The following is a 23,444-nucleotide window of genomic DNA, read 5'->3' on the forward strand; positions in this document are numbered from 1 at the left end:
AGACCCGGATGGGGAGCGTTTCCAGATGCAGATCAGCCCCCGCAGCGTGATTGTGCTGGGCGGCACGGGGTTTCTCGGCCGCCGGGTGGTTCGGCGTCTTCAGCAGCAGGGATGCCGCGTCAGCGCAGGCACCCGCACCCCTGGCGCACCAGCGCCGGAGGAATGGGAGACCGGGGTGCAGCAGGTGCAGGTCGATCTTGCGCAGCAGGGTGTCATGGCCCGCACCCTCAGCGGCGCCGGCTGGGTGGTCAACTGCATCGGCTTTTACACGGAGACACGGCAGCAGAGTTTTCAGGACGTGCACCTGGCAGGCGCCCGCAGGGTTGCCCGGCTGGTGCAGGAGACACCTGGCCAGCGGCTGATCCACGTCTCCGGGATCGGTGCCAGCCTGCATTCGCCCTCAGCCTATGTGCGGGCCAGGGCAGAAGGCGAGGTGGCCGTGCGAAATGCCTGCCCCGATGCGGTGATCCTGCGGCCCAGCGTGATGTTCTGCCAGGGCGGCGTGTTCTTTGGCGATCTGCAAAAGATCGCAGCCCGCCTGCCGGTGATCCCGCTGTTCGGCCGCGGCCGGACCCGGCTGCAGCCGGTTTGGGTCGAGGATGTGGCCGAAGCGGTGGCCTGTGTGCTGGAAGGGCCACGGGCGCAGCGGAAAGTCTATGAACTGGGCGGGCCGGATGTGTTTGCTTACCGCGACATCCTGCGGCGGCTGGCGGCCCGCAGTGGCCGCCGCCGCCTGCTGCTGCCGGTGCCCTTTGCGCTGTGGCGGCTTGCGGCGGCGCTGTTGGCGCCGCTGTAAAAACCGCCGGTCACCCCGGCGCAGATTGCGCTGATGCGGCGCGACAATACCGTGGGCGCAGGTGTTGCAGGGTTCACCGATCTGGGGATCAAGCCGCATTCCGCCGTGGCGATGGGGCTGGTGTAGATCAAAGGGGTCCTGCCCCCGTCCGCCCTGTCAGCCGCCGGTTCTCCTGACCCAGGGCTTCTCCTGCACCCGTGCCTCGCGGATGGTCCGCCCGTAATGCCCGCTGAACGACCGTCCCAGCGAAGAGGCAGAGGAAAACCCGCAGCGCATCGCAATCTGCTCCAGGCTGAGATGGGTTTCCTCCGACAGGTAGCGGGCGTGCTGGAGCCGCAGCATCTTGTAGTATTTTCCCGGCGTCATGCCGAGTTCGCGCTGGAACGCCCGGGCCAGGGTGCGTTCGGACAGCGACACCCGCTTGGCCAGCGCCGCCGTGCTTAGCGGGGTTTCGATGGTCTCTGCCATCAGGTTCGCGGCCTTCAGGATCTTGGGCGATCCCCGCTGCTCCAGCCGCGCGGCGCCGCGGTTCAGTTCCGACTGGCGAGACGGGTCATAGACAAACATGGTCGAGGCGCCGAAGGCGGCGGCGGAACCGTAAAGATCCTGAATGAGGCTCAGCATCATGTCGAGCGCGGTGCTGGCGCCGCCGCAGGTCAGGAACGGGCCAGAGCGCACAAACCGCGCGGTGGAGACCTCGGCCTTCGGGAAGGCCTCGGCAAAGGCGTCCAGCTCCTGCCAGTGGATCGTCGCGCTATGCCCGTCCAGCACCCCGGCTGCAGCCAGCAGCCAGGCGGCGGTATCGAGCGCCAGTACGAGCCGGGCAGCCCGCGTGGCTGCCCGGAGCTTGGCCAGCAGGGCAGGCGTCACCTGTTCGCGCACATGGTAGCCTGCAACCAGCACCAGGGTGCGGTTGCCCTGGCGTTCGTCAAATGCGCCGTCCGGCGTGATCTGCAGCCCGCTGGAGCTGCGCACCGGCGCCCCGTCCAGCGTGCTGACACGCCATCCGGCAACATCCTGGCCCGCATTCATCCGCACATCGCGCAGCGGTTCCATGGCGCTGGCCAGCACCATGTTGGAAAACCCCTCGAACAGCAGGAATTCGAATATTGGCGGCGGATTTGTCTGCATCTGTATAGTATTTGACCGAAATTGTGTAAGCGCTGCGTCAACTCCTGCGCTAATCACGCAGGAAGTCAAGCATCTTGACGATCCGCCGAAGACCACCTGACGCCTGCTCTCTAACCGCTGATACCTTCATGACCACCGCTCCTCTTCTCTGGCAGCCGGATCTTTCGGCGCGCCGCAAACCTTTGCTGTCCGGCTTCATGGCGCAGGCTTCTGCTGCCGCTGGCACAGCTCTGGACAGCTTCGCCGCACTGCACGCCTGGTCGGTTGCGCAGCCGCAGGACTTCTGGCCGCTGGCCTGGGACTTTTGCGGGCTGAAGGGCGATCCGGGTGCGGTGCCGCTGCTGCCCCATCAGGACCCGATGCAGGTCCGGTTCTTCCCCGAAGCGCGGCTGAACATCGTGGAGACATTCCTGAAGAACGCTGACGGGCGCGAGGCGATTGTGTTCATCGGTGAGGATGGCCGCCGCATGGCCTGGACCCGCGCAGAGCTGAAGCGCGAGGTTGAAATGCTCGCTGCCGCCCTGCGGGACGCCGGGATCGGCGCTGGCGACCACATTGCCGGCTATGTGCCGAACATGCCGCAGACCGTGGCGGCGATGCTGGCCACGGCCTCTCTGGGGGCGGTCTGGTCCTCCTGCGCGCCGGAGAGCGGGCCGGATGTGGTGGTCGACCGCTTCGGCCAGATCGAGCCCAAGCTGATGTTTGCCGCCGATGGCTACTTCTACAACGGCAAGGTGTTTGAGACCCGCGCCGCCATTGCAGAGGTCGCCGCCCGGGTGCCGTCGGTCCGGCAGATCGTGGTCTGGCCCTATGCGGGCGAGGCGCAGGACCTGCCGAAAGGCATGACCGCCTATGAGACTTTCAAGCAGGCAGACGCCCCGGCGCTGGACTGCTGTCAGATGGGCTTCCGCGATCCGCTCTATGTGATGTTTTCCTCCGGCACCACCGGCAAGCCCAAGTGCATTGAGCATTCCGGCGGCGGCACCCTCCTGCGGATGCTGGTGGAGCAGCAGCTGCACTGCGACCTGCACCCGGGCGACCGGATGTTCTATTACACCACCTGCAACTGGATGATGTGGAACTGGCAGGTGGCGGCGCTGGCCTCCGAGGCTGTGATCGTGCTGTTTGACGGCAATCCGATGTATCCGGGCATGCGCCGGCTGTTTGACCTGGCGGAGGCCGAGAAGGTCACCCATTTCGGCATTTCCGCCAAATACATCGATGCCTCGCTGAAGCGCCGCAACCGGCCTGCGGACAGCCATGACCTGGCAGCGCTGCGGGTGGTTTTGTCCACCGGATCGCCGCTGTCGCCCGAGGGCTTTGACCATGTCTACACGGACTGGAAAGCGGATGCGCAGCTTGCCTCGATCTGCGGCGGTACCGATATTCTGGGCTGTTTCATCGGCGGCTGCCCGGTGCTGCCGGTGCATCAGGGTGAGATTCAGGCGCCGATGCTGGGGCTGGACGTCGCAACCCTGAACGATCAGGGCGAACCGGTTGAGGGCACGGCGGGGGAGCTGGTCTGCCGCAATGCGCATCCGTCGATGCCGACCCGGTTCCTGAACGACCCCGGCAATGCCCGCTACCGCGCCAGCTATTTCGAGACCTACCCGGATATCTGGCGGCAGGGCGATTTCACCATCCGCACGGAACATGGCGGCTATGTGGTGCTGGGCCGTTCGGACGCGACGCTGAACCCTGGCGGCGTGCGGATCGGCACGGCGGAAATCTACCGGCAGCTCGACAAGATAGACGAGGTCGCGGATGCGGTGGTCGTGGGCCAGAGCTTCGACAACGACGTGCGGGTGGTGCTGTTTGTGGTTCCTGCCGAAAGTGCTGCGCTAGACGACGCGCTAACCGCCCGGATCAAAACGGAAATCCGCAGAAATGCCTCGCCACGCCACGTGCCCGCGAAAATCATCGCCGTCGCAGACATCCCGCGCACCAAATCCGGCAAGACCGCCGAGCTGGCGGTGCGTGATGTGGTGAACAAACATCCCGTCCGCAACCTCTCCGGCCTCGCCAATCCGCAGGCGCTGGAGCTGTTTGCGGATCACCCTGAATTGCAAGCTTAACCCCAAAGGAGCGAGACCATGCCCCTGACCATGAACCGAGACGTCTTCATCACTGCCGCCGTGACCGGCTCTGGCGGCACCCAGGACAAATCCCCCCATGTGCCGCGCTCACCCAAGCAGATTGCCGAATCCGCGATCGCGGCGGCCAAAGCTGGCGCGGCGGTGGTCCACTGCCATGTGCGCGACCCCGAAACCGGTGCACCGTCCCGGAAACTTGAGTATTACCGGGAGCTTACTGACCGCATCCGCGATTCCGAAGTTGACGTGGTGCTGAACCTGACCGCGGGCATGGGCGGCGACATCGTGTTCGGCTCGACCGAAGCGCCGCTGCCGGTCAACGAGGCGGCAACCGACATGATCGGCGCCACCGAGCGGATGGCCCATATCGCCGAATGCCTGCCGGAAATCTGCACGCTCGACTGCGGCACCATGAACTTTGCCGAGGCCGATTACGTCATGACCAACACACCGGGCATGCTGCGGGCGATGGGTCAGATGATGACCGATCTGGGCGTGAAACCTGAGATCGAAGCCTTTGACACAGGCCACCTGTGGTTTGCCAAGCAATTGGTAAAAGAAGGAATTCTGGAGCCGAACGCGCTGGTGCAGCTGTGCATGGGTGTTCCGTGGGGCGCGCCGAACGACCTCAACACCTTCATGGCGATGGTCAACAATGTGCCGTCCGACTGGACCTGGTCGGCGTTCTCGCTGGGCCGTGATCAGATGCCCTATGCGGCGCAGTCGGTGCTGGCGGGCGGCAACGTGCGGGTGGGCCTTGAGGACAACCTGTTCCTGGACAAGGGCGTGCTGGCCACCAACGCACAGCTTGTGGAGCGCGCGGTCGGCGTGATCGAGGGCATGGGCGCCCGGATCATCGGCCCGGAGGCGGTCCGCGAGAAGCTGGGCCTGACCAAGCGCGCGCCGGTGGCGAAATAAGCCGAAATGCGGGGGTGCCACGCGTGCACCCCCTGTACACCCCCTGTGCACCGGCGGGCGCACAGGGAAGGCGATCAGAGGATAGATCATGAAAACAGCAGCAATCATCGGCGGCGGGGTTATCGGCGGCGGCTGGGCCGCGCGGTTCCTATTGAACGGCTGGNNGACCCGGACCCGGAAGCGGAGCGCAAGATCGGCGAGGTGCTGGCCAACGCCCGCCGCTCGCTGCCGTCGCTGTATGATAAGGCGCTGCCGGCCGAAGGTGAACTGACCTTCCACGCCGACATGGCGGAGGCGGTGGCAGATACCGCCTGGATCCAGGAGAGCGTGCCGGAGCGGCTGGACCTGAAGCACAAGATCCACGCTCAGCTGCAGGAGCACGCACCGGCATCTGCGGTGATCGGCTCCTCGACCTCCGGCTTCAAGCCCTCGGAACTGAATGCCGAAGGCGCCCGCGCCGTGGTGGCGCATCCGTTCAACCCGGTTTACCTGCTGCCGCTGGTCGAGCTGGTGGGCGATGCGGACACCTGCGCGCAGGCCGCAGACCTGCTGCGCGAGGTGGGGATGTACCCGCTGACCGTGCGCAAGGAGATTGACGCGCATATCGCCGACCGTCTGTTGGAAGCGGTCTGGCGCGAGGGGCTGTGGCTGATCAAGGACGGCATCTGCACCACTGAGGAGCTGGACGAGTCGATCCGTATGGGCTTTGGCCTGCGGTGGGCGCAGATGGGTCTGTTCGAGACCTACCGGATTGCCGGCGGCGAGGCGGGTATGAAGCATTTCATGGCGCAGTTCGGCCCGGCGCTGGAATGGCCCTGGACCAAGCTGATGGATGTTCCGGAGTTCACCGAGGAGCTGGTCGACCTGATCGCGGGCCAGTCCGATGCGCAATCCGGCCATATGCCGATCCGCGCGCTGGAACGTCTGCGCGACGACAACCTGGTCGGCATGATGCGGGCGCTGAAGAAATCCGGCAGCGGTGCCGGCGGTGTCATCAACACCCATGAGGCCACGCTGCCCGTGCCGGACGCGGTGGAGCTGCCGGTCACCGTAAGCCGCCCGGTGCCGCAGAGCTGGACCGACTACAACGGCCACATGAACGAGGCGCATTACACCGAGGCCTCGGCCCAGGCGACCGACCGGTTCATGGAGATGATCGGCGCGGATGCAGACTACATCGCCGCGGGCGGCAGCTACTTCACCGTCGAGAACCACGTGCGCTTCCTGGATGAGCTGCACGAGGGCGATGTGCTGACCGTGACCACCCAGGTGCTGCAGGGGACCGGCAAGAAGATGCATCTGTTCCACCGCCTGTTTGGGCCCGAGGGCAAGCTGGCGGCAACTGTGGAAACGCTGCTCTTGCACATGGACCTGAACGCGCGCGGCACCTCGCTGCCGTCGCCGGAGGTTGCGGACAAGCTGGCAGGTTTCGCTGCGGCGCACGCGGGTCTGCCGCTGCCCGAAGGTGCCGGGCGCCACGTCGGACAGCGCGGATGACTTGGAAACCCGGCGGCTCGCGCGCTGCCGGGTTTCTTTTTGCGGGCCGGGTCTCCTCCCCGATCCGGCCCGTTTTTTATTGATTGGCGGTCTGCTGCGGATGCGGCGGCTGGGGGAGGATCAAGCCGGAGCGCGGCGGGGAAAGCTTCATCCCGTCAGGGCGTTCTGATCAGCCTGCCGGGCAAGGAGGGTCCCGGCGCTGAGACACCTGAAATCTACGGGAGGACCAAATGTCTGAAGAAAACTCCAACAGCCACCTGGTGGCAAAATCCGGTTTCTTTACCGGCCTGCATCCGGGGATGAGCATTGCTGCCAAGGGCATGATTGCCGCCTTTGTGATCTTTACGGTCATGAACGTCGAGTTCGCCGGAGGCCTTTACAAGTCGATCCGCAGCTGGATCGAAAACGGGCTCAGCTTCTATTACATCACCCTGTTTTCCATCGGGCTTTTTGTCTGCTTCTGGCTGATGTTCTCGCGTTTCGGCAAGATCCGCCTGGGCGATGACGACTCGCGTCCCGAATTCAGCAACTTCAGCTGGTTCTCGATGCTGTTCTCCGCAGGCATCGGCATCGGCATCCTGTTCTTTGGTGTTGCCGAGCCGATCTTCTACTTCGACACCTCTGCAGTCTGGGGCTATCCCAACAACCCGCATGCGGACCTTGCGGGCCATACGGAAATGGACATGCAGCGCGCGGTGGACGCGATGCGCGTGACCTTCTTCCACTGGGGCTTCCACGGCTGGGCGTTTTACGTACTGGTTGGTCTGAGCCTGGCGTATTTCGGGTTCCGCAAGAAGCTGCCGCTGACCCTGCGGTCGGCGCTCTATCCGCTGATCGGCGAGCGCATTTACGGCCCGTGGGGGCACGCAGTGGACCTTCTGGCGGTGTTCGGCACGGTGTTTGGCGTCGCGACCTCGCTCGGTCTGGGCGTCAGCCAGATGGCGGCGGGGCTCAACCATCTGTTCGGTGTTGATCCCGGCACCGGCACCAAGCTGGTTCTGATCGCGGTTGTGTCGGTCATCGCAACTATTTCCGCGGTGTCCGGCGTTGGCAAGGGCATCCGCATCCTGTCGGAATGGAACATCTGGCTGTCGATCGTGCTGCTGGCGGCCTTTGTGATCTTTGGGCCGTTCCAGTGGCTGATGGGCCTGTTTGTGACAACACTTGGCGACTATGTTGCGAGCTTCGTTCCGATGGGGTTCTGGACGGCAACCGAAGGCCCGGATGTGGCCTGGCAAGGTGGCTGGACGATCTTCTACTGGGGCTGGTGGATTTCCTGGTCGCCGTTTGTCGGCGTGTTCATCGCCCGCATTTCGCGCGGCCGGACCATCCGCGAATTCATGGTCGGGGTGATGTTTGTTCCCACCACCATCGCGTTCTTCTGGCTGTGCATGTTCGGCGGCAATGCGATCTGGCAGGAAATGCACATGGGCTCCGGCATTGCTTCGGCTGACGGGGCGGGCATCATCCAGACCGTGCGTGACTGGAACCTGCCGAGCGCGCTGTTCGGGACCATCGACAACATCGGCGCCACCAGCTGGATGGGCGACATGAGCTGGGTCAGCTGGCCGATGTCGCTGCTGGCGACGTTCCTGTTGTTCTCGTGGTTCATCACCTCGTCGGACTCCGGCACGCTGGTGATCACCACCATGCTGTCGATGGGGGACGACAACCCGCCGAAGAAGTTCCGCATCATCTGGGGCCTGGGCGAAGGCGTGGTTGCGGCGGCGCTGCTGCTGGCCGGGGGGCTCGGCGCGCTTCAGACCGCGTCGATTGCGGCGGCCTTCCCGATTTCCTTTGTGCTGATCGCAATGATCTGGGGTTTGCTGAAGTCGCTGCACGACGATCCTTCGGCGTCGCCGATCTCGGTTGAGACGGTGGCAGCGGACGGAACCCGTATGAAGCAGGACCTGCACGCCTGAGGCACGTAAGGTTTCCGCAAAAGGAAAGCGCCGGGCTGGTGAGGCCCGGCGCTGTTTTTTTCGTGCTGGTGCGGGTCAGTCGCAGGCGGCGGTGACGATGATCTCGACCTTCAGGATTTCGCGGGCCAGCTTGGCCTCGCCGCAGGCGCGGGCGGGGGCGTGGCCCTCGGGAACCCAGGCATTCCAGACCTCGTTCAGCTCTGCGAAATAGGACATGTCGGAGAGCCAGATCACGGTCTGCAAGAGGCGGGTCTTGTCGCTGCCGGCCTCTGCCAGCAGGGCGTCGACCTTGGCGAGGATCTCGCGGGTCTGGTCGGCGGCGGTTTCGGCCTCGGACACCTGGCCGCTGAGGTACACAACGCCGTTGTGCTTGACGATTTTGCTGGAGCGGGCGGTGGTGCCGATGCGGGTGATGGTCATGGGATTTGCCTTTCCTTGGGTAAGCTGCCGCGGTCATAGCGGCCGCGGCAGCCGGGGGAAAGGGCGGGCAGATCAGGCCACCTGGATCAGGCCCGTCAGATCAGGCAGGTCTTGGCGGCCAGCTCATCAATCAGCACCCGCTGGTTTTCGCTGTAATCAACCGGCACGTCGATCAGATGCACGCCGCCCGCGGCAAAGGCGGCCTCGAACGTTGGCGCCAGGTCTTCGGTCCGTTCAATCCGGTGGCCGGTGGCGCCATAGCTGGCGGCGTATTGCACGAAATCGGGGTTGTTGAATTCCAGCCCCCAGTCGGCAAAGCCGACATGCGCCTGTTTCCAGCGGATCATGCCGTAGGAACTGTCGTTCAGCACCGTGACCACGAGGTTGAGGCCAAGCCGCACCGCGGTTTCCAGTTCCTGGCTGTTCATCATGAAGCCGCCGTCGCCGCAGATCGCCATCACCCGGCGGTCCGGGTTCAGCAGTGCGGCCATCATTGCCGAAGGAAGCCCCGCGCCCATGGTCGCCAGCGCGTTGTCCAACAGGACGGTGTTGGGGTGATAGGCCTTGTAGTTGCGGGCATACCAGAGCTTGTAGATGCCATTGTCGAGCGCGATGATATCGCAATCCGCCATCACCTTGCGGGTGTCGGCGACCAGCCGCTGCGGGATCACCGGGAAGCGCGGATCATCGGCGAGTTCAGTGATATGGCTGTCGGTCTCCGCCTTCATACGCTGGAAGAAGCTGCGGTCGAAATCGAGCGGTCCGCCGAGGATGTCTCCCAACCGGGTGATGGATCCTTCCAGATCGCCCACCACCTCTGCTTGCGGGAAATAGACCTGATCGACCTGCGCCGCCTTGTAGTTCACATGGATCACTTTGGTGCCGCCCTCGGTCATGAAGAAGGGCGGTTTTTCGACCACGTCATGGCCCACGTTGATGATCAGATCGGCGCGTTCGATGGCGCAGTGCAGGTAGTCGCCGTCTGACAGCGCAGCGGTGCCGAGGAAAAGGTCCGAGCTTTCGTCAACCACGCCCTTGCCCATCTGGGTGTTGAAGAAGGGGATTTGCACCCGTTCGATGAAATCACAGAGTGCCGAGCGTGCCTTGCGGCGGTTGGCGCCGGCGCCGATCAGCACCAGTGGCATTTTGGCGGCGCGGATCATGTCAGCCGCTTCGGTCAGAACGGCCTCGTCCGGCACGGCGTAATGGCGGGCGTGCGGGGGAATGACAGAGGCGTCTGTGTCCTCCGCCGCGATATCCTCGGGCAGTTCCAGCAGCACCGTGCCGGGGCGTTCTTCTTCGGCCACGCGGAAGGCCTCGCGGATCAGCGCGGGGATGGTGTTGCCGTGCACGATCTGACGCGACATCTTGCAGACCGGATCAAACAGGTTCACCACGTCGATGATCTGGAACCGGCCCTGCTTGGATTTCTTGATCGGTTTCTGCCCGGTGATCATGATCAGCGGCATCGCCCCCAGATGGGCATAGGCCGCCGGCGTGGCGAGGTTGGTGGCGCCGGGGCCAAGGGTGGCCATGCAGACACCCGGCTTGCCGGTGAGGCGGCCATAGGTCGCCGCCATGAATCCGGCGCCCTGCTCATGCCGGGTCAGCACCAGCTTGATGTTTGAGGTGCGCAGGGAGTCCAGCAGATCAAGGTTTTCCTCACCCGGGACGCCAAAGACGTATTCGACGCCTTCGGCCTCCAGCGCGGCCACAAGAAGGTCGGAAGCTGTGGCGGGGCGGTCAGAATCTGGCATGGAGTCTCCTTTAATTTTTCTGGCGGGGCGGGTTACTGCGCGGCGTGCTGCTGGGCCTGTTCCGGGTAAAGTTCCGCCATCGAGACCGAGCGGCCGCTGTCCTGCACGATCCGCGCGTGGTAGCGGCGCAAGAGCCGCGGTTCAGTAACGCCGCAGCTGTGGGCGAGGATGGTCACCTCCTTGAGCATGTTCTTGGCATAAGAGGCGACCCGTTCCGCCTTGTCGGCGGGGTCGAGGCCGAACTGCAGCTTGGGATTATGGGTGGTGATGCCGGTGGGGCAGGTGTTCTTGTTGCACTGCAGCGCCTGAATGCAGCCGAGCGCAAACATGAAGCCGCGCGCCGAATTGACGAAATCGGCCCCGGCGCAGAAGGCCCAGGCGACCTCTGACGGGTTGATCAGCTTGCCGCTGGCGCAGACCTTGATGCGCTGTCGCAGGCCGTAGCGGGTCAGCACATCCACCGCCTTGGGCAGGCTTTCGCGCAGGGGCATGCCCATGTTGTCGATCAGGCTCATCGGGGCGGCGCCGGTGCCGCCGTCGGCGCTGTCGATGGTGATGAAATCGGGGGCGCTGGCCTCGCCGCGGGAGAGGATCTCCTGGCAGAGGCCGTCGAGGAAGCCGTGGGCGCCGAGCACCGCCTTGAACCCCACGGGCTTGCCCGTGACCTCGCGCACATAGGCGATCATGTCGAGGAGTTCGCCCACGTTGGAGGCTTCGGGGTGGCGGTTGGGGCTGATCGCGTCCTCGCCCGGCGTCAGCCCGCGGATGGCCGCGATTTCCTCAGTCACCTTGGCGCCGGGCAGGATGCCGCCCTTGCCGGGCTTGGCGCCCTGGCTGAGCTTCAGCTCGAACATGCGGACGGTTTCATGGGCGGCGACGGCGCGGAGTTTCTCCTCGTCAAAGCCGCCTTCGGGCTTGCGGACGCCGAACTTGCCGGTGCCGATTTGGAAGACGATGTCGCAGCCGCCCTCCAGGTGGTAGGGCGACAGCCCGCCCTCGCCGGTGTTGAGCCAGATGCCGGCCTTCTTGGCGCCGCGCGACAGGGCGCGGACGGCCGGAACCGAGATGGCGCCGTAGCTCATGCCGGAGATGTTGAAGATCGACGAGGTGGTATAGGGCGTGCGCGCGTGGGGGCCGATGGTGACTTCGGCAGGCGGGGTTGTGCCGTGTTCCAGGTCCGGGAACGGCGCGTTCGCGAAATAGACGGTGCCTGCCGGACGCAGATCGCGGGTGGAGCCGAAGGCGACGGTGGAATCCACGTTCTTGGCGGCGCGGTAGACCCAGGAGCGTTCAGCGCGGTTGAACGGCATCTCCTCGCGGTCGAGGGCAAAGAAATACTGCCGGAAGAATTCGCCCAGATGCTCGAACAAATAGCGGAAGCGGGCGATTACCGGGTAATTGCGGCGCAGGGTGCTGGCGGTCTGGTTCTTGTCGTGGATGTAGATCGCAATCACCCACAACAGACCCGCACCCAGGGCGAAGATGAAGGCATAAGACAGGATTTCGAGCAGCGCCAGGACGGTGCTGGATATCTGGGACATGGTTTCCTTCGCTCCTTTGAGGCCGGGCTTGGGCCCGGCTTTTGAAATTCAAGACTGCGCCATTGCGGCTGAAATTGCAGCCGCGGGGCGGTCACATCCTCGGGAGCCGCAGCAGCAGTGTTCAGGATGCTGTCCCGGGACGCAACGTGCCGCCGCCCGGAAAGGTTCCGCCTGGCATTGATCTTGTTTCCGGAGTGTGCGGCAGGCGCGCAGAAGTTGTCCAGCCTTGAGAGCGGCGGGCGCCTGTGGCCCACTAATGTCTTGCCTTGGCGTGTTTTTGCAGCCTATCGACGGGAATGCGCCTGATCCCGTTCCTGATATCCCTCGTGGTGACGATTGCCGTCGCGGTCGGCGTGTTCAGGGTTTCGAGCGTTTACTTCCAGTCGGAAGAGGTTTCGCAGGCGGAAGGGCCGCTGTCGCTTTATCAAAGCTCCGTTGTCGCTGAGCTGGAGCGGTTTTCCCATCTGACGCATGTGCTGGCGCGGGATGCCTCTGTCATAGGTGCCGCCGGCGGTGATGACACCGGCACGCTGAACCTGCGGCTGGAAGACTTCGCTGCCAAGGCGGGGCTGGATGCGATTTACCTGATGGACACAAACGGAGTTGCCATCGCGGCCTCCAATTTCCGCCAGACCGGCAGTTTTGTCGGGCAGAACTACGCGTTCCGCCCCTATTTCCAGCAGGCGCTGCAAGGCGGGCAGGGGCGGTTTTATGCCATTGGCACCACAACCGGCCTGCCGGGGTATTTCATCGCCGATGCAGTGCGGGGTCCGGATGGAACGCTGGCGGGCGTGATTGCGATCAAGATCGGCTTTCAGCCGCTGGAGCAGAGCTGGAGCGGATCTGGCGAGCAGGTATTGATGGCCAATGAGGACGGGGTTGTGCTGCTGGCCTCAGACCCGGGCTGGCGGTACCGGGTACTGGCGCCGCTGTCGGAAGGGCAGCGGCAGCGTATCAAGGCGGCGCGGCAGTTTCCGGGCCAGGCGCTGGAACCGCTGGACTGGCAGGCGGGCGAGGGGCCGCGCGCGGTGATTTCCGGGCGGGAGCAGATACATCTGACGGCACCGGTCCCGCCGCACGGCTGGACCCTGCATTACTTTGCCAGCGGCGACCGGGCGGTGGCGCGCAGCTGGCTGGTCACCTCGCTGGTTGGATTTGCCGCGGGCCTTGCACTGATCCTGTTCCAGGTGCAGCGGGCGCGTCGGATCAGCGCCGCGCTGGCGCGGTCCGAACAGGAAGAGGCGCAGCTGCGCCGGGCCAACGAACTGCTGGCGGGCGAGATCGAGGACCGCCGCACCGCGGAACGGCGGCTGAAGCGCACCCAGGATGAACTGGAGCGCGCCAGCCGCCTGGCAGCTCTGGGCAGGCTGGCCGCATCGGTGACGCATGAGCTGGGCCAGCCGATTGCCGCCATGCGGAACCATCTGGTTGCCGCGGAGATCGCTCCGGGCAATTCCGCGGCGCTGCCAGCCAGGATCGGAGCGCTGGTAGACCGGATGGAGGGGATCACCCGGCAGCTAAAGTTCTTTGCGACTCCGGATGCCGAGAGCCAAACCGCGGTTGACCTGAACGCTGCGATGCGTGCCTCTGCCGCCCTGGTTGCCCCCAATCTTGAGGAGGCGGGGGCAGAGCTGCGGCTGGATCTGTGCCCCGGCCCGGTCAGCGTGCAGGGCAGCCGCCTGCGGATTGAGCAGGTGATGACCAACCTGCTGCGCAATGCCATTGATGCCAGCGATGACAGCGCGGCGCCGCTGATCGTGGCCCGCACCGGCGCCGAGGGGGGCGAGGCCTGGTTTGACATCAAGGACAATGGCCATGGCCTGGGCGAAGCCACGCTGGCTGATCTGCAGGAACCCTTTGTCACCACCCGCGAAAGCGGCCGGGGCATGGGCTTGGGCTTGGCGATCTCTGCCGGTATCGTGCAGGATCACGGCGGCACAATGACGGCCCGCAACAGGGACGCAGGCGGTGCGGTGTTCCGGGTCGCGTTTCCGGTCCGGCAAGCAGAGGAAGATCAGCCATGAGCAGTGCCCGGCCCTTCAGCATTCTGGTCATTGATGATGACAAGGCGATGCGCCAGTCGGTGGCGGAACTGCTGGAGGCTGCGGGCTGGCAGGTCACTGCGGCGGCACGGGCGGCGGCGGGGCAGGAGCGGCTGGCGGAGTTTCAGCCCGATGTCATCCTGTCCGATGTGCGGATGCCCGGCATGTCTGGGCTGGACCTGCTGGCCGCGCTGGATCCCGCCGCGCCGCCGCTGGTGCTGATTTCCGCCCATGGCGACATTCCGATGGCCGTGAAGGCGATGCAGGACGGCGCCTACAGCTTTGTCGAGAAGCCCTATGAGCCGCGCCGTCTGCTGGCGATCCTGCGCCACGCGGCCGAACAGCACCGGATGCAGCAAAGCAACGCGCGGCTGAAGGCGCGGCTGTTTGCACTGTCCGGGCTGGACCGGGTGCTGCTGGGGCAGTCGGCGCCGGTGGTGCAGCTGCGGCAGGATATCCTGGATCTTGCGGAGACCGGCACCACGGTTTTGATCGAGGGCGAGACCGGCACCGGCAAGGAGCTGGTTGCCCGCGCGCTGCATGATCTGGGGCCAAACGCCGATGCGCCGTTTCTGGCGCTGAACTGCGCCGCCCTGTCGCCCGCCACCTTTGAAGCGGAAATGTTCGGCACCGGGGATGGTTCCGGCGGGCGGCTGCTGGCGGCCTCGGGCGGCACGCTGTTTCTGGATGAGGTCTGTTCCTGTCCGCTGGAAGTGCAGGCCAAGCTGCTGCGGGTGATCGAGGATAAGCAGATCCTGCCCGCAGGCGGCCAGCTGCCGGTGCCGGTCAGCTTCCGCGTGGTATCTGCCACCAATGAGGACGTTGAATTGGCCGTGCAGGAGAACCGCCTGCGCAAGGATCTGCTGTTCCGCCTGAATACCATGGTGCTGACCCTGCCGCCGCTGCGCCAGCGCCGCGATGACCTGATGCTGCTGGCGGCGCATTTTCTGGCGCAGTTTGCGCAGCTTTACGAAACCGCCGTACCGGACATTTCCCAGGACGACTTGACGGCGCTGCTGGCACATGGCTGGCCGGGGAATGTGCGCGAGCTGCGCAGCGTGTGCGAGCGCCGGGTGCTGGCGGCGCGCCGCGGCGGCGGCACCATGGCTGAAGCCATCCGCATGGACCAGCCCCCGGACGATGTGCCGGACACCCTGCGCGAGGCGGTAGCCGCGTTTGAGCGCGAACTGATCGGCAAGGCGGTGAAAGCCCACGAGGGCCGCATGGATGCAGCGGCTGAGGCGCTGGGGATCGGCCGCCGCACGCTGAACGAAAAGATTGTCAAACTGGGCCTCGACAAGGACGCCCTTCTGTAGCCCGTGCACCTTGCGGAAATCCGCAGGGCGGCCCGCAAATGCCGCGCGGTTTCCTTCATAGGCAGGCGGCCCGCCGTCCCGGATACTCCCCCAATCATATCCGCATGTTTCTGGGAGGAGCACTGATGCGCACTTATCTCAAGGGGGCCGCACTGGCCGCCCTCACCGCCGCCTTTGGCACCGAAGCCCTGGCCACCGAATGGAACGTCTCCTTGTGGGGCAAGCGCCGGGCCTTTACCGAGCACGTCGAGAAACTGGCCGATCTGGTCAGCGAAAAGACCGGGGGCGAGTTCACCCTGAACATCAGCTATGGCGGGCTTTCGAAGAACAAGGAAAACCTCGATGGCATCTCCATCGGCGCCTTTGAAATGGCCCAGTTCTGCGCCGGCTACCACCGCGATAAGAACCCGACCATCACCGTGCTGGAGCTGCCGTTCCTGGGGGTGACATCGCTGGAGCAGGAAATCGCCGTCTCGCAAGCGGTCTACCAGCACCCCGCAGTGCAAAAGGATCTGGCCCGCTGGAACGCAACCCTGCTGATGCCTTCGCCGCTGCCGCAATACAATCTGGTCGGCACAGGCGATGTGCCCGGCACGCTGAAGGACTTTGAAGGGCTGACCGTGCGCGCAACCGGCGGTATCGGCAAGGCGATGGAAGCGGTCGGCGCGGTGCCCACCTCGATGTCGGCCACCGAGGTGCGCCAGGCAATGGACAGCGGCATCGTCAAGGCGGTGGCCTTTGCACCGCACGCGCATATGTCCTTTGGCACCATCGAAAACGGCACCTGGTGGACCACCAACCTGAACCCCGGCACGGTGAACTGCCCGGTGGTGGTGAATACCGATGCACTGGACAGCCTGTCCGATGAACATCGCGCGGCGCTGCTGGACTCAGTAGATGAGGCGCTGGCCCATTACGTTGATTTCTACAAGTTCAACTCTCTGGACACCTGGGAGCCCGCGCTAGATGCCGCCCGGATTGAGCTGGTGACCTTCCCGGATGCGGAAATCGCTGCATTCAAGGAGGCCGCCGCGGCACCGGCGGCCAAGGCGTGGATTGAGGAAAACGCCGCCCGCGGCCTGCCTGCGCAGGAACTTTACGATCTGGTGACAGGCCTGATCGCCGAAGGCAGCTGACCCTGCCGCGCCCCGCAGCCGCGTGCTGCGGGGCCACTGCCTTTTTTCCTGAAAAACTGATGGAGTCCCGCCATGGCCGGCTCATCCCTCGTGCTGACAGACGGCAGCCGTCTCAGCGCGCTTGACCAGAAACTCTACCGTTTGGAAAAGCCCCTTGCCCTGCTCAGCGGCCTGGCGGTGTTTTCCCTGATGCTGCTTGCCGTTGGCTCCGTCGGCGGGCGCAATTTGTTCAACAGCCCGCTGCCGGGTTACGTGGACTGGATCGAGCAGGCGATGCCGCTGATTGCCTTCATGGGCATTTCGTTCACCCAGCGCGACGGCGGCCATATCCGCATGGACATGCTGGTGGGCGCCCTCAAAGGCCGGGCGCTGTATCTGGCCGAGTTGCTGACCACCGCCGCCGTGCTGGTCCTGATGCTTCTGATGGTCTGGGGCAGCTGGGCGCATTTTCAGCGCAGTTTCGACTTTGCCGCGCCGTGGTGGAGCGCTGATAGCTCGATGGATATCTCGCTGCCGCTCTGGCCTGCGAAACTGCTGGCGCCGGTAGCGTTCAGCGTGCTGTGCCTGCGCCTTTCACTGCAGCTCTGGGCCTATGGCCGTGCTTTGCGCAGCGGCACGGACAGGCCCGTTGCCGTCCCGATGATTGCCGATGCCGCCACCCAGGCGGCGATGGAGGCGGATCACGTCTCCGGCCACGACAGCTGAGGAATTTCTGACATGGAACCGATTGAAATTGGGCTGATCGTTTCAGCCGGGCTGCTGGTGATGGTGATCCTGGGCATGCGGGTGGCCTTTGCCGCGGCTGCTGCCGGGATGATTGGCCTGATCTGGATTTTCTGGGCCAAGTTCGGCTATGATCCGGCGCGGTTCACCAAGGCGCTGACCATCGCGGTCAAGACCGCAGGCCAGGTGCCGCATTCCAAGGTGTCCAGCCAGGCGCTGAGCCTGATCCCGACCTTCATCCTGATTGGCTACCTCGCCTACTATGCGGGCCTGACCAAGGCATTGTTCGAGGCTGCCAAGCGCTGGATGGCCTGGGTGCCGGGCGGGCTGGCGGTCTCCACCGTCTTTGCCACCGCGGGGTTTGCCGCCGTGTCCGGCGCAAGCGTGGCGACCTCCGCCGTCTTTGCCCGCATCGCCATCCCGGAGATGCTCAAGATCGGTTATGACAAGCGCTTTGCCGCCGGTGTGGTGGCAGCGGGCGGCACCCTGGCATCGCTGATCCCGCCCTCGGCCATTCTGGTGATCTATGCGATCATCGTTGAACAGGATGTGGGCAAGCTGTTGCTGGCAGGCTTCATTCCCGGTGCGTTTTCGGCAGTGATCTATGGTCTCTTGATCGTTGGCATGGCGATGGTGATCAAGGACTTCGGGCCGCGCGTCACCGGTTTTACCTGGCGCCAGAGGTTTGCGGCTCTGCCGCCTGCGCTGCCGATCGTGTTTGTCGTCGTGACCATAATCTTCTTTGTCTACAACCCCTTTGGCGGCGACGCCTGGGGCACCCCGACAGAGGGCGGGGCAATCGGGGCGTTTGTGGTTTTCCTGATGGCCCTGCGCCACGGCATGCGCTGGCGGGAACTGAAGGATGCGCTCTTGGAGACCGCCAAGCTGAGCGTGATGATCTTCACCATCATCTGGGGGGTGCTGATCTATGTGCGGTTCCTGGGGTTCGCAGACCTGCCCGGTGCCTTTGCCGATTGGATCACCTCGCTGACCATGAGCCCGATGCTGATCCTGATCTGCATCCTCTTGGCCTATGCGGTGCTGGGGATGTTCATGGATGCAATCGGCATGCTCTTGCTGACGCTGCCGGTGGTCTACCCGGCGGTGATGGCGCTGAACGGCGGCGAGGCGGTTTCCGCCGCGGACAGCACCTTTGGCATGTCCGGCCCGATGTGCGCTATCTGGTTCGGCATCCTGGTGGTTAAAATGGCCGAGTTCTGCCTGATCACCCCGCCCATCGGCCTCAACTGCTTTGTGGTGGCGGGTGTGCGCGATGATCTGAGCGTGCAGGACGTGTTCAAGGGGGTGACGCCGTTCTTCATCGCCGATGCGGTGACCATCGCGCTGCTGGTGGCGTTCCCGGCGATTGTACTGTGGCTGCCGGGGCAGGTCTGACACGTCTTTGATGCGCTGAACCGGGCCGCCTGCTGCTGGGCGGCCCGGCTGATTTCAGCGGAAGGTCAGCCGGAAACAGGCGCCGCTGCTGGACGGGACAACACTCAGCGTGCCGCCGAGGGCCTCTGCCGTTGCCTTGACGATGTTGAGCCCCATGCCGGTGCCGCCGCTGTCCCGCCGGGTGGTGAAGAAGGGCTGCAGGATCTTGTCCGCGTTGCCTGCGCTGATGCCGGGGCCGTCGTCTGCGATCTGAAGACAGGTGGCGGTGCCGTCCTGACAGGCGGTCAGCACGGCCTGTTTGGCGCCGTTTTGCTGTGCGTTTTCCAGAAGATGGGTCAGGATGATCTGCAGGGTGCGCGCCGCGACCGGAAGCGGCAGGGTGCCGTTCTGCACCTTGACCGCAAGGGCCGGGAAGGCCTGCGAGATCTGCGCATGGATTTCGTTCAGGCAGCAGCTTCCTGCCATCGCGCTCTGATCCGCCAGGCTGAAGGCGCGCATGTTGGCCAGCAGGTCCTCCATCCGCTTGCCGCCCTTGTCCACGGTGTCGAGCAGCCGGTGTTTCTGGGCCGGTGGCAGATCGTCGTCGCGCAGCAGTTCTGCAGCGCCTTTCAAGGCGGTGAGCGGCGATTTCAACTCATGCGTCACATGGGCTGTATAGGTCTTCAGCGCGTCCTGCTTGCTTTGCAGGCGGCCGGTCAGAGACTGGAAGCTGCGGCTCAGGTCCTCGATCTCGCGGGTGCCAAGCTGGTCCGGCGGCTCCCACATCTGGCTGCCGTGGCCCGCCAGCTGGCTGCGCTGGATCAGCAGCTGGATCGGACGGGTGATGAAGCGCCAGAACACATAGCCGATGAGCATAGTGGACAGGGCAACAAATCCCGCGGCCTTGGCAAGGTTGAAGCGCTCGCCATAGAGAAAGCGGAAGATGTGGTTCGGGGTGCGGCTGAGGTAGACCACGCCGATCAGGGTCTGGTCCGCATAGACCGGCATCGCCACGAACACGCGCACGCGGGCGCCGCGGCTGAGAGTGTAAAGCGCGGGCGGCGCGTCCTCGCGCAGGCGGGTGCGCGCAACAGAGACGGTTTCGCCTGCCAGCGCGCCCTGCACCTCCTCCACATGGCCCAGAAAGGTGCCGGTTTCGGCGGTGCCTGCAAAGACGTTGCCGCGGGCGTCGAGAAACCGGTAGCCGGCCAGCGTCTGCGCCTGTGCGGCATTGGCAATGCGGGTCAGCGGGGTTGCGATCTTCCGGTAAGGGGCGCCCGCAGGACCAGAGAGCGGTTTTGCGTCGGGGCGGGGCGGCAGGACGGTTTCGCTGTTGACGGACAGCGACGGAAACACCGCGTGCTCGCCGGAGACGGCGCGCCCGCGGGGCGGTTCGGTGCCCGCCGCGCCTGCATAAAGCTCGGCATAGGCCGCCGACATCACCGCGGCCTGGGTCAGCAGGCTTTCCTCGGTCTGCTGCACCAGCTGGCTGTCGTAGAAGCGGAACAGGATCAGCCCGGCAAAGGGCAGGCAAAGGACCAGCGCCAACACCAGAAGCACCACCGCCCAGAGCCGTGGCCGCCATTTGCGGGTCAGCCCGTTTCGGGCCAGTGTGTTGCGATTCAGCCTGGCGTGCATGCGCCCATCCTGAGGCCGACGCCGTGCACGGTTACGATCCCCTCGGCGCAGCCCGCCTGCGCCAGCTTGGCGCGGATGTTGCGGATGTGGCTGTCGATGGTGCGGTCGGAGACATGGATGTTGTAGCCATACAGCGCATCCACCAGCTGCGCCCGCGACAGCACCCGGTCCGGGCGGGCCATCAGGGTTGCCAGCAGCCGGAACTCCGACCCGGTCAGGGACACTGGCACAGCGGCAAAACGGCAGAGGTGGCGCTCCGCATTCAACTCCAGGCTGCCCTGCGCCAGCACCGCTTCGGGCTGTGCCGGGGCGGCGGGGGCGCTGCGTTTCAGGATCGCCTTGATCCGGGCCACCAGTTCACGCGGTGAGAAGGGTTTGGTCAGATAGTCGTCGGCGCCCAACTCAAGCCCGACGATGCGGTCGATCTCGTCATCGCGGGCGGTGAGGAACAGGATCGGCACGTCGGAGGATTTGCGGATCTCGCGGCAGACTTCCAGCCCGTCCATTTCCGGCAGGCCGATGTCCAGCACGATCAGGTCGGGAGTCTCCTCCCGGCTGGCATTCAGCGCGGCGAGGCCGTCACTGGCAAAGAGCGTCTCAAAGCCTGCCTTTTCCACCGCGAAGCCGGTCACCTCAAGGATATCGGGATCGTCATCGACAACAAGAATGCGGGCTGGCATCAAATGGGGTCCTTCAATTCTGCCGCTGATAATAGGCTTGGATCCGCCACCTCCGAAAGCCCCATTCGCGCCAGTTGGTGATGGCGGTCTTGTAGAGGTCATAGTGCATTGCGCTGCCGCAGACCTGCTGTCCGGTTTCGGTTTCAAAGGCATGGACAGCGGGGTAGGCACCGGCACCGAGGCTGCAGATGTAGTATGTGTCCTGTTTCACCAGCGTACTGCCGTGGGTCAGGTTGTAGCGGGCGATGACCTCGGCGAAGTTCACGAAACCGCAGATGTAGAGGGTTCCTGCAAGGGCGGCAAAGCAGCGGCGCAGCAGCCAGGCATTGCCGTGGCCGCGGCGGATTTGCATCACGGTCAGAACCAGCCCTGCCAGCACCAGCGCCATCCAGATGAAGGCAGCAATCCGCAGGTAAGTCAGCGCATAGGCCCCGACATAATGATGCAGCCGGATGGCGGCGGTCAGCACCAGGAACATGTTCTGCGCCAGCCAGAGGTAGACCAGAGCGCGCAGGGTTCTGTCGGCGCCAGTCATGCTGCGCGTCACCAGCGTGAACACACCGGCCAGCAGTGCCGTCACCACCAGCGGATAGGATCCACGGTGGGCGTAAGAGGCATAGCTCATCCCCTCCGGCAGGGAGACGCCGCCGGTCAGAATGCCAAGATCCATCACCGTTTGGACCAGAAACAGCAGGTTGAACAGCACCAGCGAATTGCGCACCGAAACCGGGTTGATCAGAAAGGCGGCCCGGCTGGGGCCTGCCTTTTGCACGGAAACGGGCGGTGCTGCACTGCCCAGCCATGTCCCGCTGAGGTTGAGGCAGGGCCACAGCAGCGCTGCCATCACGGTCCAGAACAGGAGCCGCAGCCAGAATTCCAGCTCGAACAGGCGGCCCGGGTCCAGCTCTGCCAGAACCTCCTCCAGCACCGGGTTGGCGGCGGCCAGAAGCATCAGAAAAACCGCGCCCATGAGCAGCGGCAGCGCCATCGCTGCCGCCTGGCGGCGGGCGCCTGAGCTGAGGTCCGTGGCGGGCATGGCGCGGAATGCATCGCGCAGCAGCAGCGTGGCGCCGATGGTCGGCAGGCGCAGGGCGGTGCGCAGCGCCAGACGTTCGCTGGCGGCCTGGCCGTAGACCGCCCAGACCACAAGGCAGACCAGACCGCCGAGGCTGAACAGAACCGACAGGAACTGCAGCTCAATGGCGGCGGGCAGATTGCTGAGCACAGCAAAACCTGCCGCACCGGCCCATTCCCGGGCTGTTGGCCGCCGCGGTTTCATCGCCATGACGGCAGCAGAGAGGATCAGCGCAAAAACCGCAACCGAGATGCCTGCGGGCTGTTCCCAGAACAGCCAGTCGGCAACTGCAACCAGGGCCGCCAGAAGCGGTATCGCATGGCGGATCCGTAAAGCGGCGATGAGCGGCCCGCCGTCCCGCGGGCGGCGGTGCGGAGCCTGCGGCGGCCCGTCCGCCGTTTCCAGCCACCACCCATCCAGCCTGATGCTGTCGGGCACCCCGTGAATAACCAGTTCCTGCCTCATGTCCTGTCTCCTGCTCTCAAATCTCTTTGCCAGGCAGGATGAGGCCCGCGCTTGCAGCTTTGGCGTGCTGTCTCCGCAGGTTTCAGGGGGCTTTTGTGCAGATTTCGTGCAGGGATGAAGTGTCCGCTGCTTGCCTTTGAAGGGAGAGATTCCGCGGGCTTCCCCAGGGTATGCCTCTGCAGTTTTCGGCTGCGGGTGCAGCGGGCCGCCTTCTCGGCGCCGTCGCGGCAGGCCGAGACGTGCTGCAGTCAGCGGTCCATCTTTTGTTCCGCAAAGGCCCGGGCCGCGGCCACCGCCTGCTGGTCCGGGTCAACCCCGGTGAAACCCAGCAGGTAGCCTTCCAGCCGGGCGGTGCGGGCCTGCATCGGTTCGCGCACTTCCAGTGCATGATAGCCGCATTGCATGAAGTAAAGGATTCGGGCGCGGGCCTCAGCTTCATAGGCGGAGTAGTCGTGGCGTTCGAACATCGCCGTCACCGCAGCCAGCCGCTGCGCATCCGCCGCGTCGATCCGGTTGCGCACCTTGCCGTCGCGGCGCGACCATTCGCGGACCGCGAAGTCCAGGCTGGCGTCGAACAGGTCCGGGTCGACAAAACAGCGGAAGAAATTGCAGACCGCCCAGGAGATATTGGCGGCGGGCAGGTCGCAATGGTCGAGGATGGGCGCGGTGTTGCGCGCCTCCCAGTCGTCCAGCAGCGCCTCCAGAAGGTGTTTGCGGCTTTTGAAGTACCAGTAGAAGCTGGAGCGCGATACGCCGAGCCGTTCGCCGATCGCCAGCACCTTGACCCCGGCCACCCCTTCGCTGACCAGCAGGTCGCGGGCGACGTTCAGCCAGTCCTCCGGCGTGACCTTCACATGGCCGCTGAGGGGTTCCTTCTCGGGGTTGTCCCGGTGCAGCACAGGGGCGGCGCGTCTGGCCAT

The 23,444-nt window shown here is 64.9% G+C and carries 17 protein-coding genes and 1 pseudogene; 10 read left to right on the plus strand and 8 right to left on the minus strand.

Going from position 1 to position 23,444, the window contains the following annotated elements:
* Positions 1–25 precede the first annotated feature (25 nt).
* Complete coding sequence (locus tag RA25_RS17385; RefSeq protein ID WP_241477438.1) at positions 26–796, plus strand: complex I NDUFA9 subunit family protein; 771 nt, start codon at positions 26–28, stop codon at positions 794–796.
* 156 nt (positions 797–952) lie between these two features.
* Here the strand turns inward: RA25_RS17385 and RA25_RS17390 are convergent, their stop codons facing one another.
* Positions 953–1,927, minus strand: a complete 975-nt coding sequence (locus tag RA25_RS17390; protein WP_039174090.1) for a GlxA family transcriptional regulator — start codon at positions 1,925–1,927, stop codon at positions 953–955.
* A gap of 128 nt (positions 1,928–2,055) precedes the next feature.
* Here RA25_RS17390 and RA25_RS17395 point away from each other — a divergent pair, with 128 nt between their 5' ends.
* From RA25_RS17395 to RA25_RS17410, 4 genes and pseudogenes are all read left to right on the plus strand, one after another.
* Positions 2,056–4,002, plus strand: a complete 1,947-nt coding sequence (locus RA25_RS17395) for an acetoacetate--CoA ligase (RefSeq protein ID WP_039174092.1) — start codon at positions 2,056–2,058, stop codon at positions 4,000–4,002.
* Positions 4,003–4,020: 18 nt separating this feature from the next.
* Entirely contained in the window at positions 4,021–4,938 is a 918-nt protein-coding gene (locus tag RA25_RS17400; RefSeq protein ID WP_019294380.1) for a 3-keto-5-aminohexanoate cleavage protein, read from the plus strand.
* A gap of 165 nt (positions 4,939–5,103) precedes the next feature.
* A pseudogene (locus RA25_RS17405) lies at positions 5,104–6,435 on the plus strand (carnitine 3-dehydrogenase); the annotation flags it as partial.
* A gap of 230 nt (positions 6,436–6,665) precedes the next feature.
* Positions 6,666–8,357, plus strand: coding sequence for a BCCT family transporter (locus RA25_RS17410; protein WP_019297426.1), 1,692 nt, complete (start codon positions 6,666–6,668; stop codon positions 8,355–8,357).
* 75 nt (positions 8,358–8,432) lie between these two features.
* On the opposite strand, the gene RA25_RS17415 is transcribed toward RA25_RS17410, so the two are convergent.
* The 3 genes from RA25_RS17415 to RA25_RS17425 all read right to left on the minus strand — a co-directional run bounded on the left by RA25_RS17415 (position 8,433) and on the right by RA25_RS17425 (position 12,075).
* On the minus strand, positions 8,433–8,777 hold the full coding sequence (locus tag RA25_RS17415) for a RidA family protein (protein ID WP_039148384.1): 345 nt from the start codon (positions 8,775–8,777) through the stop codon (positions 8,433–8,435).
* Between the two features lie 95 nt (positions 8,778–8,872).
* The gene (locus RA25_RS17420) at positions 8,873–10,534 is read right to left on the minus strand and encodes an acetolactate synthase large subunit (RefSeq protein ID WP_039174094.1); all 1,662 of its coding nucleotides are present in this window, start codon (positions 10,532–10,534) and stop codon (positions 8,873–8,875) included.
* Between the two features lie 32 nt (positions 10,535–10,566).
* Positions 10,567–12,075, minus strand: coding sequence for an FMN-binding glutamate synthase family protein (locus tag RA25_RS17425; RefSeq protein ID WP_039174096.1), 1,509 nt, complete (start codon positions 12,073–12,075; stop codon positions 10,567–10,569).
* Positions 12,076–12,371: 296 nt separating this feature from the next.
* On the opposite strand from RA25_RS17425, the gene RA25_RS17430 reads away from it, so the two are divergent.
* The 5 genes from RA25_RS17430 to RA25_RS17450 all read left to right on the plus strand — a co-directional run bounded on the left by RA25_RS17430 (position 12,372) and on the right by RA25_RS17450 (position 18,687).
* The gene (locus RA25_RS17430; protein WP_039174098.1) at positions 12,372–14,099 is read left to right on the plus strand and encodes a sensor histidine kinase; all 1,728 of its coding nucleotides are present in this window, start codon (positions 12,372–12,374) and stop codon (positions 14,097–14,099) included.
* Positions 14,096–15,433: a sigma-54-dependent transcriptional regulator gene (locus RA25_RS17435; RefSeq protein WP_039174100.1), complete on the plus strand. Its 1,338-nt coding sequence runs from the start codon at positions 14,096–14,098 to the stop codon at positions 15,431–15,433. The genes RA25_RS17430 and RA25_RS17435 overlap by 4 nt, the downstream gene beginning before the upstream one ends.
* A gap of 125 nt (positions 15,434–15,558) precedes the next feature.
* A complete protein-coding gene (locus tag RA25_RS17440; protein ID WP_039174102.1) occupies positions 15,559–16,569 on the plus strand; it encodes a C4-dicarboxylate TRAP transporter substrate-binding protein in 1,011 nt (336 codons plus the stop codon).
* A gap of 72 nt (positions 16,570–16,641) precedes the next feature.
* Positions 16,642–17,274, plus strand: a complete 633-nt coding sequence (locus RA25_RS17445) for a TRAP transporter small permease subunit (protein ID WP_039174103.1) — start codon at positions 16,642–16,644, stop codon at positions 17,272–17,274.
* A 12-nt stretch (positions 17,275–17,286) separates the two neighbouring features.
* On the plus strand, positions 17,287–18,687 hold the full coding sequence (locus RA25_RS17450) for a TRAP transporter large permease (RefSeq protein ID WP_039148405.1): 1,401 nt from the start codon (positions 17,287–17,289) through the stop codon (positions 18,685–18,687).
* Between the two features lie 54 nt (positions 18,688–18,741).
* Here RA25_RS17450 and RA25_RS17455 read toward each other — a convergent pair whose 3' ends face one another.
* From RA25_RS17455 to RA25_RS17470, 4 genes are all read right to left on the minus strand, one after another.
* Positions 18,742–20,304, minus strand: a complete 1,563-nt coding sequence (locus RA25_RS17455; protein ID WP_039174105.1) for a sensor histidine kinase — start codon at positions 20,302–20,304, stop codon at positions 18,742–18,744.
* Positions 20,289–20,984, minus strand: a complete 696-nt coding sequence (locus tag RA25_RS17460; RefSeq protein ID WP_039174107.1) for a response regulator transcription factor — start codon at positions 20,982–20,984, stop codon at positions 20,289–20,291. The genes RA25_RS17455 and RA25_RS17460 overlap by 16 nt, the downstream gene beginning before the upstream one ends.
* Before the next feature lie 13 nt (positions 20,985–20,997).
* Positions 20,998–22,524: a DUF4153 domain-containing protein gene (locus tag RA25_RS17465; protein WP_019294614.1), complete on the minus strand. Its 1,527-nt coding sequence runs from the start codon at positions 22,522–22,524 to the stop codon at positions 20,998–21,000.
* A 248-nt stretch (positions 22,525–22,772) separates the two neighbouring features.
* A complete protein-coding gene (locus tag RA25_RS17470) occupies positions 22,773–23,444 on the minus strand; it encodes a TetR/AcrR family transcriptional regulator (protein WP_039174109.1) in 672 nt (223 codons plus the stop codon).

It is taken from the genome of Leisingera sp. ANG-S5 (assembly GCF_000813925.1).
Taxonomy (GTDB): Bacteria; Pseudomonadota; Alphaproteobacteria; order Rhodobacterales; family Rhodobacteraceae; genus Leisingera.